This window comes from Pseudomonas sp. 3MA1, from assembly GCF_029237275.1.
GTDB lineage: Bacteria > Pseudomonadota > Gammaproteobacteria > Pseudomonadales > Pseudomonadaceae > Aquipseudomonas > Aquipseudomonas fluorescens_AP.
The window spans coordinates 654,533-672,672 of sequence record NZ_JAACFX010000004.1 but is presented as its reverse complement, the minus strand read 5'-3'; the positions used below and the strand labels follow the sequence as shown (position 1 = coordinate 672,672).

General features: G+C 61.4%; 6 protein-coding genes and 1 pseudogene. 6 read left to right on the top strand and 1 reads right to left on the bottom strand.

Features of this window, described 5'->3' with window-relative positions:
- Positions 1 to 9,697 (bottom strand): retention module-containing protein (locus GWQ44_RS15570; RefSeq protein WP_275927710.1); only part of this gene is annotated, 9,697 nt, incomplete at its 3' end.
- A 363-nt stretch (positions 9,698 to 10,060) separates the two neighbouring features.
- Here GWQ44_RS15570 and GWQ44_RS15565 point away from each other — a divergent pair.
- The 6 genes and pseudogenes from GWQ44_RS15565 (at position 10,061) to GWQ44_RS15540 (ending at position 18,108) form a co-directional block, all read left to right on the top strand.
- Positions 10,061 to 11,413 carry a TolC family outer membrane protein gene (locus GWQ44_RS15565; protein WP_016967921.1) on the top strand — a complete coding sequence of 451 codons (1,353 nt, stop codon included), beginning with the start codon at positions 10,061 to 10,063 and terminating at the stop codon, positions 11,411 to 11,413.
- Positions 11,414 to 11,450: 37 nt separating this feature from the next.
- Complete coding sequence (locus tag GWQ44_RS15560; RefSeq protein ID WP_016967920.1) at positions 11,451 to 13,607, top strand: type I secretion system permease/ATPase; 2,157 nt, start codon at positions 11,451 to 11,453, stop codon at positions 13,605 to 13,607.
- A complete protein-coding gene (locus GWQ44_RS15555; RefSeq protein ID WP_103740968.1) occupies positions 13,597 to 14,964 on the top strand; it encodes an HlyD family type I secretion periplasmic adaptor subunit in 1,368 nt (455 codons plus the stop codon). The genes GWQ44_RS15560 and GWQ44_RS15555 overlap by 11 nt, the downstream gene beginning before the upstream one ends.
- A gap of 326 nt (positions 14,965 to 15,290) precedes the next feature.
- Positions 15,291 to 16,178 (top strand): annotated as a pseudogene (locus tag GWQ44_RS15550) (TauD/TfdA family dioxygenase).
- Positions 16,179 to 16,216: 38 nt separating this feature from the next.
- Positions 16,217 to 17,242, top strand: coding sequence for an ABC transporter substrate-binding protein (locus GWQ44_RS15545; protein WP_275927717.1), 1,026 nt, complete (start codon positions 16,217 to 16,219; stop codon positions 17,240 to 17,242).
- Between the two features lie 5 nt (positions 17,243 to 17,247).
- On the top strand, positions 17,248 to 18,108 hold the full coding sequence (locus GWQ44_RS15540) for an ABC transporter ATP-binding protein (protein WP_047300805.1): 861 nt from the start codon (positions 17,248 to 17,250) through the stop codon (positions 18,106 to 18,108).
- The last annotated feature ends 32 nt before the right edge of the window (positions 18,109 to 18,140 follow it).

Sequence of the window (18,140 nt, the reverse complement as noted above, 5' to 3'; positions counted from 1 at the left end):
CGGTACCGGAAGTGGCGCCTGCGGCAATGGTAATTACCGCACCGTTGCTCAGGGTCACGGTGACCGGAGTACCGGCGGCATTGCTCAGGGTCGCTGTGTAGACGATGGAACCGCCCTCGGCCACCGACGGTGTAGCGCTGAGGCTGAGGTTGGTGGTGTCCACGGTATCGGTCACGGTAGTGCTGACCGGCGATTTGTCGGCAATCAGGTTCTCGTAGTTCCCGCCGCTGACCGTGCTGATGGCATTGGTCAGCGGAGTGTGGCCAACCAGCACATCGTTCGGCGCGCTGATGCTCACCGAACCGCTGCTCTCGCCGACCGGGATGGTGATTTTTTCACCATTGGCCAGAGTCACCACCACCGGCGAGCCGGTAACTGGCGCGCTGACAGTGGCGGTATAAGTGACGGTGCCGCCTTCGGCTGCCGTCGGCGTGGCCTTGAGCGTAATGGTGGAGTTGTCGATGGTGTCGGTGACGTCGGTGACCACGGGCTTGGTATCAGGCACCAGCTTCTCGAAGTTGCCACCGTCGGCCTTGGTGATGGAAACCTCGACCTTGCCAGCGTCCTTGTACACGTCATCGGCAGGTGCAGCCACAGTCACGGTGCCACTGGTTGCCCCGGCGGCGATGGTGATCACTGCGCCGTTGCTCAGGGTCACGTTGACCGGCGTGCCGGCCGCATTGGTCAGGGTCGCGGTGTAGACGATCGAACCACCCTCGGCCACCGACGGCGTGGCACTGAGGCTGAGATTGGTGGTGTCCACGGTGTCGGTCACGGTGGTGCTGACCGGGGTCTTGTCGGCCACCAGATTCTCGTAGTTCCCGCCACTGACATCGCTAATGGCATTGGTCAGCGGAGTGTGGCCGACCAGCGCATCGTTCGGCGCGCTGATGCTCACCGAGCCGGTGGTTTCACCCACTGGGATGGTGATCTTCTCGCCATTGGCGAGGGTCACCACAACAGGCGAACCGGTGACCGGAGCGGTGACAGTCGCGGTGTAGGTGACGTTGCCGCCTTCGGCCGTCGAAGGCGTGGCCTTCAGCGACACGGTGGAATTGTCGATGGTATCGGTCACGTCGGTGACGGCCGGTGTGGTGCTTGGCACCAGTTTTTCGAAGTTGCCGCCTTCAGCCTTGGTGATGGTGGCTTCGACTTTGCCGGCGTCCTTGTAGACGTCATCGGCTGGTGCCGCGACCGTCACGGTGCCAGTGGTTTTGCCTGCTTCGATGGTGATTACGGCACCATTGGACAGCGTTACAGTCACCGGCGTACCGGCGGCGTTGGTCAGGGTCGCGGTGTAAACAATCGAACCGCCTTCCGCTACCGAAGGTGTAGCCGACAGGGACAGATTGGTGGTGTCGACAGTGTCGGTCACGGTAGTGCTGACTGGAGTCTTGTCGGCGACCAGGTTTTCGTAGTTGCCGCCGCTCACATTAGTGATGGAGTTGGTCAGCGGGGTGTGGCCAACCAGTACATCGTTAGGCGCCGTGATGCTCACCGAGCCGGTAGTTTCACCGACCGGAATGGTGATCTTCTCGCCATTGGCGAGGGTCACCACAACAGGCGAACCGGTGACTGGCGCGGTGACGGTTGCGGTGTAAGTGACGTTGCCACCTTCGGCAGCCGAAGGCGTGGCCTTCAGCGACACGGTGGAGTTGTCGATGGTGTCGGTGACGTCAGTCACGGCCGGAGTCGGATTGGTCTCCAGGTGTTCGAAGTTGCCACCCTCGGCCTTGGTGATGGTGGCTTCGACTTTGCCGGCGTCTTTATAGACGTCATCAGCCGGAGCCGCGACGGTAGCAGTGCCCGAAGTGGCACCAGCAGCGATGGTGATCACGGCGCCATTGCTCAATGTCACGGTGACCGGAGTACCAGCAGCATTGCTCAGGGTCGCGGTGTAAGTGATCTGGCCACCTTCGGCCACCGAGTCAGTAGCGCTCAGGCTCAGCGTGGTGGTGTCCGGGGTGTCGGTAACCGAGGTTTCAGCCGGCTTGTCGTTGATCTCCAGCTTCTCGTAGTTGCCACCGTCAGCTTTGGTGATGGTGGTGCTCAAGGAGCTGCCGCCAGCCAGAGCATCATTGGGTGCAGTGAAGTTCACCGAACCATGGCTTTCGCCAACCGGGATAGTGATGGTCTGTCCATTGGACAAGGTCACTACCACTGGCGAACCGGTTACTGGCGCGGACACCGAAGCGGTGTACACCACGATTCCGCCTTCCGCCACGCTCGGCGTGGCTGTCAACGAAACGGTGCTGGTATCGATAGTGTCGGTGACGTCAGTCACAGCTGGAGCTGGATTGGTGACCAGGTTTTCGAAGTTGCCGCCTTCAGCTTTGGTGATGGTGGTTTCGACTTTACCTGCGTCCTTGTAAACGTCGTCGGCTGGTGCCGCGACGGTGGCGGTGCCCGAGGTTGCGCCTGCGGCGATAGTGATTACGGCACCGTTACTCAAGGTCACGGTGACCGGAGTACCGGCCGCGTTGGTCAGTGTCGCGGTGTAAACGATGGACCCGCCTTCTGCCACGGAATCTGTCGCCGAAAGGCTCAGAGTGGTGGTGTCTGGGGTGTCGGTAACCGAGGTTTCGGCTGGCTTGTCGTTAATCTCCAGCTTCTCGTAGTTACCGCCGTCAGCCTTGGTGATGGTGGTGCTCAGAGAGCTGCCTCCAGCCAGTGCGTCGTTTGGCGCGGTGAAGTTCACCGAACCGTGGCTTTCGCCAACCGGGATAGTGATGGTCTGGCCATTGGACAAGGTCACCACAACCGGCGAACCGGTCACTGGCGCGGACACCGAAGCGGTGTAAACGACGATGCCGCCCTCGGCCACGCTCGGTGTGGCAGTCAGGCTGACAGTCGAAGTATCAATAGTGTCGGTGACATCAGTCACGGCAGGCGCTGGGTTGGTAACCAGGTTTTCGAAGTTGCCGCCTTCAGCTTTGGTGATGGTGGTTTCGACTTTGCCAGCGTCCTTGTATACGTCGTCGGCAGGCGCAGCAACGGTAACGGAACCTGTGGTTTTACCGGCCTCAATGGTGATGACTGCACCGTTGGACAGGGTCACGGTCACTGGAGTACCGGCAGCATTGGTCAGTGTCGCGGTATAGACAATGGAGCCGCCTTCAGCCACGGAGTCGGTGGCCGAGAGGCTCAGAGTGGTTGTATCCGGAGTATCGGTAACGCTGGTTTCAGCGGGCTTATCGCTGATCTCCAGCTTCTCGTAGTTGCCGCCGTCGGCTTTGGTGATGGTGGTGCTCAGGGAGCTACCGCCAGCCAGTGCGTCGTTGGGTGCGGTGAAGTTCACGCTGCCGGACGACTCACCAACTGGAATGGTGATGGTCTGGCCGTTGGACAGAGTCACTACAACCGGCGAACCGGTCACTGGTGCCGAAACCGAAGCGGTGTACACCACGATGCCGCCTTCGGCGACGCTCGGAGTCGCCGTCAGGGAGACAGTGCTGGTGTCGATGGTGTCAGTGACGTCCGTCACTGCTGGAGCAGGGTTGGTGACCAGGTTCTCGAAGTTGCCACCGTCCGCTTTGGTGATGGTGACTTCAACCTTGCCAGCGTCCTTGTAAACGTCGTCGGCTGGTGCCGCGACGGTGGCGGTGCCGGAAGTGGCGCCCGCTGCGATGGTGATTACCGCACCGTTCGAAAGGGTGACGGTCACAGGTGTGCCGGCAGCGTTGGTCAGTGTCGCGGTGTAAACGATGGACCCACCCTCTGCTACCGAGTCAGTAGCACTCAGGCTCAGCGTGGTGGTGTCTGGTGTATCAGTCACCGAGGTTTCGGCTGGCTTGTCGTTGATCTCCAGCTTCTCGTAGTTACCGCCGTCAGCCTTAGTGATGGTGGTGCTCAAGGAACTGCCGCCAGCCAGAGCATCATTTGGAGCGGTGAAGTTCACGGTGCCAGAGGACTCACCGACTGGAATGGTGATGGTTTGACCGTTGGACAAGGTCACCACAACCGGCGAACCGGTCACTGGTGCCGAAACCGAAGCGGTGTACACCACGATGCCGCCCTCGGCCACGCTCGGTGTGGCGGTCAGGCTGACAGTCGACGTATCGATAGTGTCAGTGACATCCGTCACGGCTGGAGTTGGGTTGGTCTCCAGGTGTTCGAAGTTGCCGCCTTCAGCCTTGGTGATGGTCGCTTCAACTTTGCCAGCGTCTTTATAGACGTCATCAGCAGGCGCAGCAACGGTAACGGAACCTGTGGTTTTACCGGCCTCAATGGTGATGACTGCACCGTTGGACAGGGTCACGGTCACTGGAGTACCGGCAGCATTGGTCAGTGTCGCGGTATAGACAATGGAGCCGCCTTCAGCCACGGAGTCGGTGGCCGAGAGGCTCAGATTGGTTGTATCCGGAGTATCGGTAACGCTGGTTTCAGCGGGCTTATCGCTGATCTCCAGCTTCTCGTAGTTGCCGCCGTCGGCTTTGGTGATGGTGGTGCTCAGGGAGCTACCGCCAGCCAGTGCGTCGTTGGGCGCGGTGAAGTTCACAGTGCCGGAGGATTCACCGACTGGAATGGTGATGGTTTGACCGTTGGACAAGGTCACCACAACCGGCGAACCGGTCACTGGTGCCGACACAGACGCGGTGTAAACGACGATGCCGCCTTCGGCGATGCTTGGCGTAGCGGTCAGGCTGACAGTCGACGTATCGATAGTGTCAGTGACGTCAGTCACAGCAGGAGCTGGATTGGTAACCAGGTTCTCGAAGTTACCGCCGTCCGCTTTGGTGATAGTGACTTCAACCTTGCCGGCGTCCTTATAAACGTCATCGGCAGGCGCGGCCACGGTGGCGGTACCGGTGGTGGCACCAGCAGCGATAGTGATTACGGCACCGTTGCTCAGAGTCACAGTAACCGGGGTACCGGCAGCATTGGTCAGCGTCGCGGTGTAAACAATCGAGCCGCCCTCAGCCACGGTATCGGTAGCGGTTACGCTCAGAGTCGTGGTGTCCGGCGTATCGGTAACACTGGTTTCAGCCGGCTTGTCGTTGATCTCCAGCTTCTCGTAGTTACCGCCGTCCGCTTTGGTGATGGTGGTGCTCAAGGAACTGCCGCCAGCCAGAGCATCATTTGGAGCGGTGAAGTTCACGGTGCCAGAGGATTCACCGACTGGAATGGTGATGGTTTGACCATTGGAAAGGGTCACCACCACTGGCGAACCGGTCACTGGTGCTGATACCGAAGCGGTGTAAACGACGATGCCGCCTTCGGCCACGCTCGGCGTGGCCGTCAACGAAACAGTGCTGGTATCGATGGTGTCAGTGACATCAGTCACAGCCGGAGCTGGATTGGTAACCAGGTTCTCAAAGTTGCCACCATCGGCTTTGGTGATGGTGACTTCGACTTTTCCAGCGTCCTTGTAAACGTCATCGGCAGGCGCGGCCACGGTGGCGGTACCGGTGGTGGCGCCCGCTGCGATAGTGATGACGGCACCGTTACTCAAGGTCACGGTGACCGGAGTACCGGCCGCGTTGGTCAGGGTCGCGGTGTAAACGATGGAACCACCTTCGGCTACGGAATCGGTGGCCGACAGGCTCAAAGTCGTGGTGTCCGGAGTATCGATAACCGAGGTTTCAGCTGGCTTGTCGTTGATCTCCAGCTTCTCGTAATTACCACCGTCAGCTTTGGTGATGGTGGTGCTCAGAGAGCTACCGCCAGCCAGTGCGTCGTTAGGCGCGGTGAAATTCACGGTGCCGGAAGACTCACCGACTGGAATGGTGATGGTTTGACCGTTGGAAAGGGTCACCACAACTGGCGAACCGGTTACTGGTGCAGACACCGAAGCGGTGTAAACGACAATGCCGCCTTCGGCCACGCTCGGTGTGGCAGTCAGCGAAACGGTGCTGGTGTCGATGGTGTCGGTGACATCGGTGACGGCTGGTGCTGGGTTGGTAACCAGGTTTTCGAAGTTGCCACCGTCTGCCTTGGTGATAGTGACTTCGACCTTACCGGCATCCTTGTAAACATCATCCGCAGGAGCGGCAATGGTTGCAGTCCCCGAAGTAGCGCCAGCGGCGATGGTGATGACGGCACCGTTGGAGAGTGTGACCGTGACCGGAGTGCCAGCGGCGTTGGTCAGTGTTGCGGTGTAAACGATCGAGCCACCTTCGGCCACAGAGTCGGTGGCCGTCAGGCTCAGGGTAGTGGTGTCCGGAGTATCGGTAACCGAGGTTTCAGCAGGTTTGTCGCTGATCTCCAGCTTCTCGTAGTTGCCGCCGTCAGCCTTGGTGATGGTGGTGCTCAGGGAGCTGCCGCCAGCCAGAGCATCATTTGGGGCGGTGAAGTTCACGGTGCCGGAGGACTCGCCAACCGGAATAGTAATGGTCTGGCCGTTAGACAGAGTTACTACAACTGGCGAACCGGTCACTGGTGCCGAAACCGAAGCGGTGTAAACGACAATGCCGCCTTCGGCCACGCTCGGCGTGGCTGTCAACGAAACGGTGCTGGTATCGATAGTGTCGGTGACGTCAGTCACAGCAGGAGCTGGATTGGTGACCAGGTTTTCGAAGTTGCCACCGTCCGCTTTGGTGATAGTGACTTCAACCTTGCCCGCGTCCTTGTAGACGTCATCAGCAGGCGCAGCAACGGTAACGGAGCCTGTGGTCTTACCGGCCTCAATGGTGATGACTGCACCGTTGCTCAAGGTCACGGTGACGGGAGTACCGGCAGCATTGGTCAGCGTCGCGGTGTAAACAATCGAGCCGCCCTCAGCCACGGTATCGGTAGCGGTCACGCTAAGGGTGGTGGTGTCCGGCGTATCAGTAACCGAGGTTTCGGCTGGCTTGTCATTGATCTCCAGCTTCTCGTAGTTACCACCGTCAGCCTTGGTGATGGTGGTGCTCAAGGAACTGCCGCCAGCCAGAGCATCATTTGGAGCGGTGAAGTTCACGGTGCCGGAGGATTCCCCGACTGGAATGGTGATGGTTTGACCGTTGGACAAGGTCACCACAACTGGCGAGCCGGTTACAGGAGCGGTGACCGAAGCGGTGTAAACGACAATGCCGCCTTCGGCCACGCTCGGCGTGGCGGTCAACGAAACAGTGCTGGTATCGATGGTGTCAGTGACATCAGTCACAGCCGGAGCTGGATTGGTGACCAGGTTTTCGAAGTTGCCACCGTCCGCTTTGGTGATAGTGACTTCTACTTTGCCTGCATCTTTGTAGACGTCATCCGCTGGGGCGGCGACTGTAGTTGTACCTGTGGTAGCGCCTGCGGCAATAGTAATCACTGCACCGTTGGACAAGGTCACGGTGACGGGAGTACCAGCAGCGTTGGTCAAGGTAGCGGTGTAAACAATCGAGCCGCCCTCAGCCACGGTATCGGTAGCGGTCACGCTAAGGGTGGTGGTGTCCGGCGTATCAGTAACCGAGGTTTCGGCTGGCTTGTCATTGATCTCCAGCTTCTCGTAGTTACCACCGTCAGCCTTGGTGATGGTGGTGCTCAAGGAACTGCCGCCAGCCAGAGCATCATTTGGAGCGGTGAAGTTCACGGTGCCAGAGGATTCACCGACTGGAATGGTGATGGTTTGACCGTTGGACAAGGTCACCACAACTGGCGAACCGGTCACTGGCGCGGACACCGAAGCGGTGTAGACCACGATGCCGCCTTCGGCGACGCTTGGCGTAGCGGTCAGGCTGACAGTCGACGTATCGATAGTGTCAGTGACATCAGTCACGGCAGGCGCTGGGTTGGTAACCAGGTTTTCGAAGTTGCCACCGTCCGCTTTGGTGATGGTGACTTCAACCTTGCCGGCGTCTTTGTAGACGTCATCCGCTGGCGCAGCGACGGTAGTTGTGCCTGTGGTAGCGCCTGCGGCAATAGTAATCACTGCACCGTTGGACAAGGTCACGGTGACGGGGGTGCCGGCAGCGTTGGTCAGTGTCGCGGTGTAAACAATGGAACCACCTTCGGCCACCGAGTCAGTAGCGCTCAGGCTCAGAGTGGTGGTATCCGGAGTATCGGTAACCGAGGTTTCGGCTGGCTTGTCGTTGATCTCCAGCTTCTCGTAATTACCGCCGTCGGCTTTGGTGATGGTGGTGCTCAAGGAGCTACCGCCAGCCAGTGCATCGTTTGGCGCGGTGAAATTCACGGTGCCGGAAGACTCACCGACTGGAATGGTGATGGTTTGTCCGTTGGACAAGGTCACCACAACTGGCGAACCGGTCACTGGCGCGGACACCGACGCGGTGTAAACGACGATGCCGCCTTCGGCGACGCTTGGCGTGGCGGTCAGGCTGACAGTCGACGTATCTATAGTGTCGGTGACGTCGGTGACCGCTGGAGCTGGGTTGGTAACCAGGTTCTCGAAGTTGCCACCCTCTGTCTTGGTGATGGTGACTTCAACCTTGCCCGCATCCTTGTAGACGTCATCCGCCGGGGCCGCGACGGTGGCGGTGCCGGAGGTGGCGCCTGCGGCGATGGTGATCACCGCGCCATTGGACAGCGTCACGGTCAGCGGCGTACCGGCCGGATTGGTCAGGGTCGCGGTATAGACGATGGAACCGCCCTCGGCCACGGTGCTGGTGGCCGACAGGCTGAGGCCGGTGTCGTCGATCGTGTCGGTGACGGTGGTGACCGCTTTGTCGGTGCTCGGCTGCAGGTTCTCGAAGTTGCCGCCTTCGGCTTTGGTTATGCCGACTTCGATGGTGCTGCCGTTCTTGTAGACGTCGTTGGCCGGGGCCGCTACGTCGACCGAGCCGCTGGATTTGCCCGCTTCAATGGTGATCACCGCGCCGTTGGACAGGGTGATGGTCACAGGCGTCTGCGCCGGATTGGTCAGGTTGGCGGTGTAGGTGATCTGCCCGCCTTCGGAGACGCTGGCATCGGCGCTCAGGGTGACAGTGGTGGTGTCGATGGTATCGGTGATCTGAGTCACCGCCGGAGTGGGGTCAACCGTGACCAGCAGGCCGCTGCCGCCGGTGGTGCCGGTGACGCTGACACTGATCTGGCCGGGGTCGATATAGACGTTGTCCTGGGGCGCCAGAGGGACTTGCACGCTGCCAGTGGTCTGGCCTGCGCTGATCACGATGACCGCGCCATTGGACAGGGTGACGGTCAGGTCGGTCAGTGGTGCCTGGGTCAGGGTGGCGGTGTACACCAGCACACCGCCGGCTTCGGTGATGGTCGGCGTGGCGCCCAAGGTCAGGGTGGCCGGACGCAGCGAATCACTGCCGCTGCCGTTGGTGGTGGCCAGACCGTTGTTGGTCAGTCCACCAAGGTTGTTGTCCACGGCCGAAGTGGCTTGACCCAGGCCGGCCGTCGGGAAGCCGATGGTCGGGTCTACCCGGCCAGCGGTTTCTTGCAACTGGACGAAGCTGTGGCCACCCCCCGCGGCGCCCCCGGTGCCCGCAGCGGTCGGACCCGCGGCCGTGGCTTCCAGATCGGTGGTCGGGTCGGCACCGGCGGCGATCGCCTGCTGCAGCTCTGCCACCGAGGGGGCGGCTTGCGCGCTGGCCTGGGCCAGGTCGGTGGTGGAATCCGGCGCGGCACCGCTCCACTGGGTGTCACGGCCAAGATCGAGTGTGCGCCCGTCGGTCAATTCCAGGGTGACGGCGCCAGCTGGACCGGTATCGACCTGGTCACCCACGAACAGGCGGTCGCCTTCGATGAGTACGCGCCGGATTCCTTCCGGGGAAACTACGAAAACCTGACCGACAATGCTTTTGACGATGGCAACAACACTGCTCATTGGGGACTCTCCGATGTACCGCTTAGTCGACTTCCATGTACCGGCTTGGGCGCGGGCCGCAACTCAGTCAGGAGGTACATTGCTGTGTAATTGAATACGGGTATTTGACAGTATAGACGTCAATATTTTGGCTAGTTTTTTTCGAGATTAACTTTATGCCAAACTATTGACCTTATGGGTGCCATCCTAAACAATCGCTGAATTAATGTCACATTGATATTCATGCAGTAACCTGACTTGAAGTATGTGAACCAGTTCTTAGTTTGAACTTTCCGACGGACGGTCTTTGATGGTTGAAATCATTCGATGTGGCGCCACGTTTTGACGTGTTTCTGGACATGCTGTCCGAGGGAAATTTCTATCATGCGTTTTCACCTGTTAAAGGCCCTGCCGTTCGCCTTAGCCGCGAGTTTCGTGCAGGCACAAACACTCCCCGAAGCCATGCAGAAAGCACTGGATGTGCACCCGGAAATTCAAGCCGGGGTCAACAGCCGTCTAGCCGCTGACTATCAGCTCAAAGCCGCCAAAGGTGGCTATCTGCCACGTGTCGACATGCTCGCCGGCTATGGTCGCGAGGGTACCGATAACCCCAGTACTCGTGCGGGTACTGGCAGTAATCACTGGGAGACGCTGAATCGCGGAGAGTCAAGTTTACGTCTCCAGCAGATGGTTTTTGACGGTTTTGCCACGTCCAGTGAAGTTGGGCGTCAACAAGCCACCGTCAATTCCCGGGCCTATTCCCTGCTCGGCACCTCCGAGCGCACGGCGTTGACCGTCGCCCAGGTGTACCTGGACGTGCTGACCCGCCGTCAATTCGTACAGTTGGCAGAAGACAATCTGCGCAATCACGAACGCATCTACGACCAGATCAAGCTGCGCACCCAGCGTGGCGTGGGCAGCGGCGCCGACCTCGATCAGGCCGAAGCGCGCATGGCCCAGGCCCGCAACAACCTGATCACCGAGCAGACCAACCTGGCCGACGCCCAGACCAACTACCTGAGTGCGGTAGGGCAGATGCCGGATCAGCTGGAGCGTCCTGCCAGCTTTATGGCGCTGATGCCGGCCAACCTCGATGAGGCCCGCCGCCAGATGTTGGAAAACAGCCCGATCCTGCGCTCCGCCGAATCCGACATCGTGGCTGCCGAGAAGCAGTACGACGCCGCCAAGTCGGCGTTCTACCCACGTTTCGACGCGGAGCTGGGCCGTACCGCAGACAACGACCTGGACGGCCAGAACGGCCACAACAATGAATGGCAGGCCATGCTGCGCATGCGCTTCAACCTGTTCGCCGGTGGCAGCAACAAGGCCGACCTGGAGTCCAAGGCCTACCAGTCGAACCAGGCCCTGGATATCCGCAACAACGCCTTGCGGGTCTTGAACGAGGAGCTGGGCCTGGCCTGGAACGCCTTGAACAACGCCAATGCCCAGGTGCCGATTGCCCAGGAATATGTTGACCGCAGCACGGCAGTGCGCACCGCCTACCAGAAACAGTTCAGCCTGGGCGAACGTACCCTGCTGGACTTGCTCGACAGCGAAAACGAGTTGTTCACCGCATCCCGGCGTCTGGCCGAGATCAAGAACATTCAGTTATTTACTCAGTACCGAATCAAGGCGACCATGGGCGAGTTGCTCAAGAGCCAGGGAGTGGTCGCACCTATGGCTTCCGTCGTGCAGAACGATGCGAAGCCCAAGGTCCAGCTGCCTGGGATGAATTGAGCTACTTTCATCCAACAGCCAGCCAAGAGTGTCCAGCGTGGAATCAGAAGCCAGTCGAGCGCAATTTAGTCATGATCCACGCGGTATGCATGACGACCCCTTGCTGGATGGATTGCTGACCCTCTGCTTCCTGCATCAGAAGCCCGCCAGTGCGGCCATGCTGACCACCGGTCTGCCATTGCCGTCACAGCGCCTGAGCGCCGAGTTGCTGCCCCGCGCAGCGGCTAGGGCCGGGCTGCAGGGGCGCGTGTTGCGCCGCAAGCTCGAGCAGATTCCGACCATCGCCATGCCCGCCCTGCTGTTGCTCAAGAACGGTCGCAGCGCCGTGCTCCTGGGCTGGCAAGGTGAAGATCAGGCGCGCCTGCTGCTCAGCGAAAGCGATGGCGGCGAGGTGTGCGTTGATCGCCAGTTGGTGGCTGACGACTATAGCGGGCAGGTGTTCTTCGCCCAGCCCCAGCACAAGTTCGACGTCAATCACGGTTCGCTGATTCCCCGGGCCCGCTCCTGGTTCCGCGACACCCTCAAGCGCTCGCGCTGGCTGTATGCCGACGCCATCGCCGCCAGCCTGTTGATCAACATCATCGCCATGGCCGCGCCGCTGTTCGTGATGAACGTCTACGACCGGGTGGTGCCCAACCAGGCCACCTCGACCCTGTGGGTGCTGTCCATCGGCATCATGGGCGCCTACATCTTCGACCTGATCCTCAAGAGCCTGCGCAGCCTCTGTTTGGACCTGGCGGGTAAAAAGACCGACCTGATCATTTCCGCCACGCTGTTCGAACGCATCGTCGGCATGGCCATGAAGTACCGCCCGGCCCGGGTCGGCAGCTTCGCCCAGAACATCCATGAGTTTCAGAGCCTGCGCGACTTCCTCGCGTCCCTGACCCTCACCAGCCTCATCGACCTGCCCTTCACCCTGCTGATCTTCCTGGTGATCGCCATCCTTGGCGGCCACCTGGTGTGGATCCCGGTGCTGGCCTTCCCCCTTGCCCTGGGCATCGGCTACGCCTTGCAGAAGCCCCTGGTGGCGACCATGGAGAAAACCATGGCCCTGGGCGCCGAGCGCCAGTCGAGCCTGATCGAAACCCTGGCCGGGCTGGACGCCGTGAAGGTCAACAACGCCGAGAGCGAGCGTCAGTACCAGTGGGAACAGACCATCGGCACCCTCAGCCGTCTGGAGCTGCGGGTGAAGATGCTCTCCAGCCTGGCGATGAACATCACCTTGCTGATCCAGCAACTGGCCGGGGTGACCATGATCGTCTTCGGCGTCTACCAGATCATCGACGGCAACCTCAGCATGGGCGGTCTGATCGCCTGCTACATGCTCAGCGGCCGGGCCCTGAGCCCGCTGGCCTCGCTGTCCGGCTTGCTGACCCGTTACCAGCAGGCACGCGTCACCATGACCTCGGTGGACCAGATGATGGAACTGCCCCAGGAGCGCAATTTCGACGAGCGTCCCCTGAGCCGCAACGTGCTGCAGGGCGCCATCGAATGCCGGCTGCTGAATTTCACTTACCCGGGGCAGCAGAACCCGGCACTGAAGAACATCAACCTGACGATCAAGCCGGGCGAGAAGGTCGGCATCATCGGCCGCAGCGGTTCCGGCAAAAGCTCCCTGGCCAAGCTGCTGGTGGGGCTCTACCAGCCGGACTCCGGGGCCTTGCTGGTGGACGGTGTGGACATCCGCCAGATCGACGTCAGCGAATTGCGCCACAACATCGGCTACGTGCCCCAGGACATCCAGCTGCTGGCCGGCACCCTGCGCGACAACCTGACCTCCGGTGCCCGCTACGTCGACGACGAACTGGTGCTGCAGGCCTCCGAACTGGCAGGGGTGCATGAATTTGCCCGGCTGCATCCGCAAGGCTATGAGTTGCAGGTAGGCGAACGTGGGCAAAACCTCTCCGGCGGTCAGCGACAGAACGTCGCCCTGGCCCGTGCCCTGTTGCTCAATCCACAGATCCTGCTGCTCGACGAGCCCACCAGCGCCATGGACAACACCGGTGAAGAGCGCCTGAAGCAGCGCCTGGAATCGGTGGTGCAGAACAAGACCGTGGTCCTGGTGACGCACCGGGCGTCGCTGCTGTCCCTGGTGGACCGGCTGTTGGTGGTGGACCGAGGGCAGATCCTGGCCGACGGCCCGAAAGCGGTAGTGATGGAAGCGTTGAAGAAGGGGCAGATCAGTGTTGCTTAAGTCGGGATTCAAGGACTCGATCCGCCGCTATTTCAAAGGCAGCGATTCCCTCAAGGGGCAGCCACTGCCCGAAGTCAACAAGGCCCTGATCGAGGATGCGCCGCGGGTCATCCGCCTGACCATCTGGGGCATCATCGCCTTCTTCCTGTTCCTGGTGCTGTGGGCCAACTTCGCGGTGATCGACGAAGTGACCAAGGGCGAGGGCAAGGCCATTCCGTCGTCCAAGGTGCAGAAGATCCAGAACCTGGAAGGCGGGATCGTCTCCGAGCTGTACGTCAAGGAAGGCCAGGTGGTGGAAGCCGGTGCGCCGCTGATTCGCCTGGACGACACGCGCTTTCAGTCCAACGTCGGCGAGACCGAGACTGTGCGCCTATCGATGCTGCTGCGGGTCGAGCGCCTGAGCGCCGAAGTGGATGAGCGCGAACTGAACTTCCCCGCCGACGCGGTCAAGGACGCGCCCGGCCAGGCGGCCAGCGAAAAATCCCTGTACCAGAGCCGTCGCCAGCAACTGCATGACGAGATTGGCGGCCTTCAGGAACAGCTGATCCAGAAGCAGCAGGAACTGCGTGAGTTCACCTCCAAGCAGGCCCAATACCGCCAGCAACTGGGCTTGCAGCGCCAGGAAATCGCCATGTCCGAGCCCCTGGTGGCCCAGGGCGCGGTGTCGCCGGTGGAAGTGCTGCGGCTCAAGCGCGCCGAAGTGGAAACCCGTGGCCAGCTGGACGCCACCACCCTGGCCATTCCCCGTGCCGAGTCGGCGATCAAGGAAGTGCAGCGCAAGATCGATGAAACCCGCGGCAAGTTCCGCAGCGAAGCCCTGACCCAGCTCAACGAGGCGCGCACCGAGCTGAACAAGGCCAGCGCCACCGGCAAGGCCCTGGAAGACCGGGTCAGCCGGACCCTGGTCACCTCGCCGGTGCGCGGTATCGTCAAGCAGCTGATGGTCAACACCATCGGCGGGGTGATCCAGCCGGGCAGCGACATGGTGGAAATCGTGCCGCTGAACGACACCCTGCTGGTGGAAGCCAAGATCCGTCCCCAGGACATCGCCTTCCTGCACCCGGGGCAGGAAGCGGTGGTCAAGTTCAGCGCCTATGACTACACCATCTATGGCGGCCTCAAGGCCCGCCTGGAGCAGATCGGCGCCGACACCATCACCGACGAAGACAAGAAGACCACCTACTACATGATCAAGCTGCGCACCGACCGCAGCCACCTGGGCACCGATGAAAAACCGCTGCTGATCATCCCCGGGATGGTCGCCTCGGTGGACATCATCACCGGCAAGAAGAGCATCCTCAGCTACCTGCTCAAGCCGATCATCCGCGCCCGCGCCGAAGCCCTGCACGAACGCTGATCCGCGTAAAAGGCGACCTTGCCAGCCTTGTAGGCGCTGGCTTGCCAGCGAAGGGGCCCGTGAGAGCGCCTTCGCCGGCAAGCCGGCTCCTGCAGTTCGTCTCATCGAGCCGTCGACAGCGCAGCGTCCCCCGGTATCGCGCCGCTCGAATCAACATATCGTTATTCGCTAACGGTATTTAAATTCGCTTTCTTATATCTATAAAGTCGACTCCCTGCGTACCTGCCGACCAATCGGCGCGCCGCACGAAATGAACCCACACGGGATCTCCGTGAGTTTCTGATCGACGCGCGCGCCTTGGGCGCGCCTGCGCGGGAGTTTCAGTCATGTCTGCATCAGCCAGTGCCGCCGCCGTTGCCGCACAAGCCTTCGAAATCCGTCCTTTCAACGGCGCCGTCGGCGCCGAGATCATCGGCCTGGACCTGTCCCGGCCGGTCAACGACCAGGACTTCGCCCGCATCCACCGCGCCCACCTGGATCATCACGTGGTGGTGTTCCGCGACCAGCGCATCAGCCCCGAACAACAGATCGCCTTCAGCCGCCGTTTCGGCGAGCTGCAGATCCATGTGCTCAAGCAGTTCCTGCTGGCCGGGCACCCGGAAATCCTCATCGTTTCCAACATCATCGAGAACGGCCAGTCCATCGGCCTGGGGGATGCCGGCAAGTTCTGGCACTCGGATCTGTCCTACAAGGAGCTGCCAAGCCTGGGCTCGATGCTGCACGCCCAGGAGCTGCCGGCCGAAGGCGGCGACACCCTGTTCGCCGACATGCACAAAGCCTGGGACAAGCTGCCCGAGGCGCTGCGCAAGGCGGTGCAGGGCCGCAGTGCCGCGCATTCCTACACGGCGCGCTACAGCGAAACCAAGTTCGAGGGCAACTGGCGCCCGACCCTGACCCCGGAGCAACTGGCCCAGGTCGCCGAAGTGGTGCACCCGATTGTCCGCACCCACCCGGAAAACGGCCGCAAGGCACTGTTCGTCAGCGAAGGCTTCACCACCCGCATCATCGGCCTGCCGGAGGACGAAAGCGCCCAGGTGCTGGCCTAGCTGTACGCCCACAGCGTGCTGCCGGACAACGTCTACCGCCACCAATGGCAGCCCCATGACCTGGTGTTCTGGGACAACCGCTCGCTGATCCACCTGGCCGCCGGTTGCCCGAGTCATCTGCGCCGCAAGCTGTATCGCACCACCATCCAGGGCGACGCCCCTTACTGATCGGCCGGCTCGGCAGGAGAATCACCATGTCCTTATCCATTCCCTTCATTCCCCGCCTCGGCAAGCTGGCCACGGCCATCGGCCTGGGTTTCAGCCTGCTGGCCGGCAGCCTGGTGGCGCCCGCCGCCGCCCAGGCCGAAGGCCAGATCCGCATCGCTGAACAGTTCGGCATCGTCTACCTGTTGCTCAACGTGGTGCGCGATCAGCACCTGATCGAAAAACACGGCAAGCAAGAGGGCATCGACATCAAGGTCGACTGGACCCAGCTGTCCGGCGGCGCGGCGGTCAACGACGCCTTGCTGTCGGGCTCCATCGACATTGCCGGGGCCGGCGTCGGCCCGCTGCTGACCATCTGGGATCGCACCCACGGCCGGCAGAACGTCAAGGCCGTGGCCTCCCTCGGTAACTTTCCCTACTACCTGGTGAGCAACAATCCCCAGGTCAAGACCATCGCCGACTTCACCGAGAAGGACCGCATCGCGGTGCCGGCGGTGGGCGTCTCGGTGCAGTCGCGCTTCCTGCAGTACGCTGCGGCCAAGCAATGGGGCGACCAGGAATTCAATCGCCTGGACAAATACACCATCGCCGTGCCGCACCCGGATGCCACCGCCGCGCTGATTGCCGGTGGCACCGAGCTGACCGGGCACTTCTCCAACCCGCCGTTCCAGGACCAGGCCCTGGAGAACCCCAACGTGCATGTAGTGCTCAACACCTACGACCTGCTGGGCCCGAACTCGCCGACGGTGCTGTTTGCCACCGAAAAATTCCGCAACGACAACCCCAAGACCTACAAGGCCTTCGTCGAAGCCCTGGCTGAAGCTGCCGAGTTCGCCCAAAACGACAAAGGCGCGGCCGCCGATACCTACATCCGCGTGACCAAGGCCAAGATCGACCGCGCCGCGCTGCTGAAGATCATCGATAACCCGCAGTTCGAATTCAGCGTGACGCCGAAAAATACCTACCCGCTGGCGGAGTTCCTGTACCGGGTTGGCGCCATCAAGAACAAGCCGGAATCGTGGAAGGACTACTTCTTCCAGGACGCCAAACCGCTGCAAGGGAGCTGATGGCCATGAACGCCCCCTTGCCAGGCCACACGGCCAGCAACCCCACCGCCACCGCCGAAGCGCTGTTGGCGGTGGATCAAGTCAGCCTGGAATACCGCACCCCGCAGCGCGTGGTGCGGGCCACCCACCAGGTGAGTTTCGAGGTTGATCCAGCCGATCGTTTTGTCCTGCTGGGGCCTTCGGGCTGCGGCAAGTCGACCCTGCTCAAGGCGGTGGCCGGGTTTATCCAGCCCTGCGAGGGCGAAATTCGCCTGCAAGGCCAGCGCGTCAGCCAGCCCGGGCCGGACCGCATCGTGGTGTTTCAGGAGTTCGATCAACTGCCGCCCTGGAAAACCGTGAAGCAGAACGTGATGTTTCCCCTGCTGGCGTCGAAAACCCTCGGCCGTCGCGAAGCCGAGGAGCGCGCCCTGCATTACCTGGAAAAAGTCGGACTGGCAGCCTTTGCCGATGCCTACCCGCACACGCTGTCCGGTGGCATGAAGGCCCGGGTGGCAATCGCCCGGGCCCTGGCCATGCAGCCGAAGATCCTGCTGATGGACGAACCCTTCGCCGCCCTCGACGCCCTGACCCGGCGCAAGATGCAGGAGGAGTTGCTGCTGCTCTGGGAGGAGGTGCGCTTCACCTTGCTGTTCGTCACCCACTCCATCGAGGAGGCGCTGGTGGTGGGTAACCGCATCCTTTTGCTGTCGCCGCATCCGGGGCGGGTGCGGGCGGAAGTCCACAGCCACCAGTACGACTTGCAAAGCCTGGGTGGCGTGGCCTTCCAGCAGACCGCGCGCCGCATTCACCGCTTGCTGTTCGATGAAGGCCAGGGGCCGGAAACCGACAGCGCAGTGGATTTCGCCGATATCCGCATCGCCTATTGAGCCGTCAGGCCACCGTTGAACGAGGAACGCCC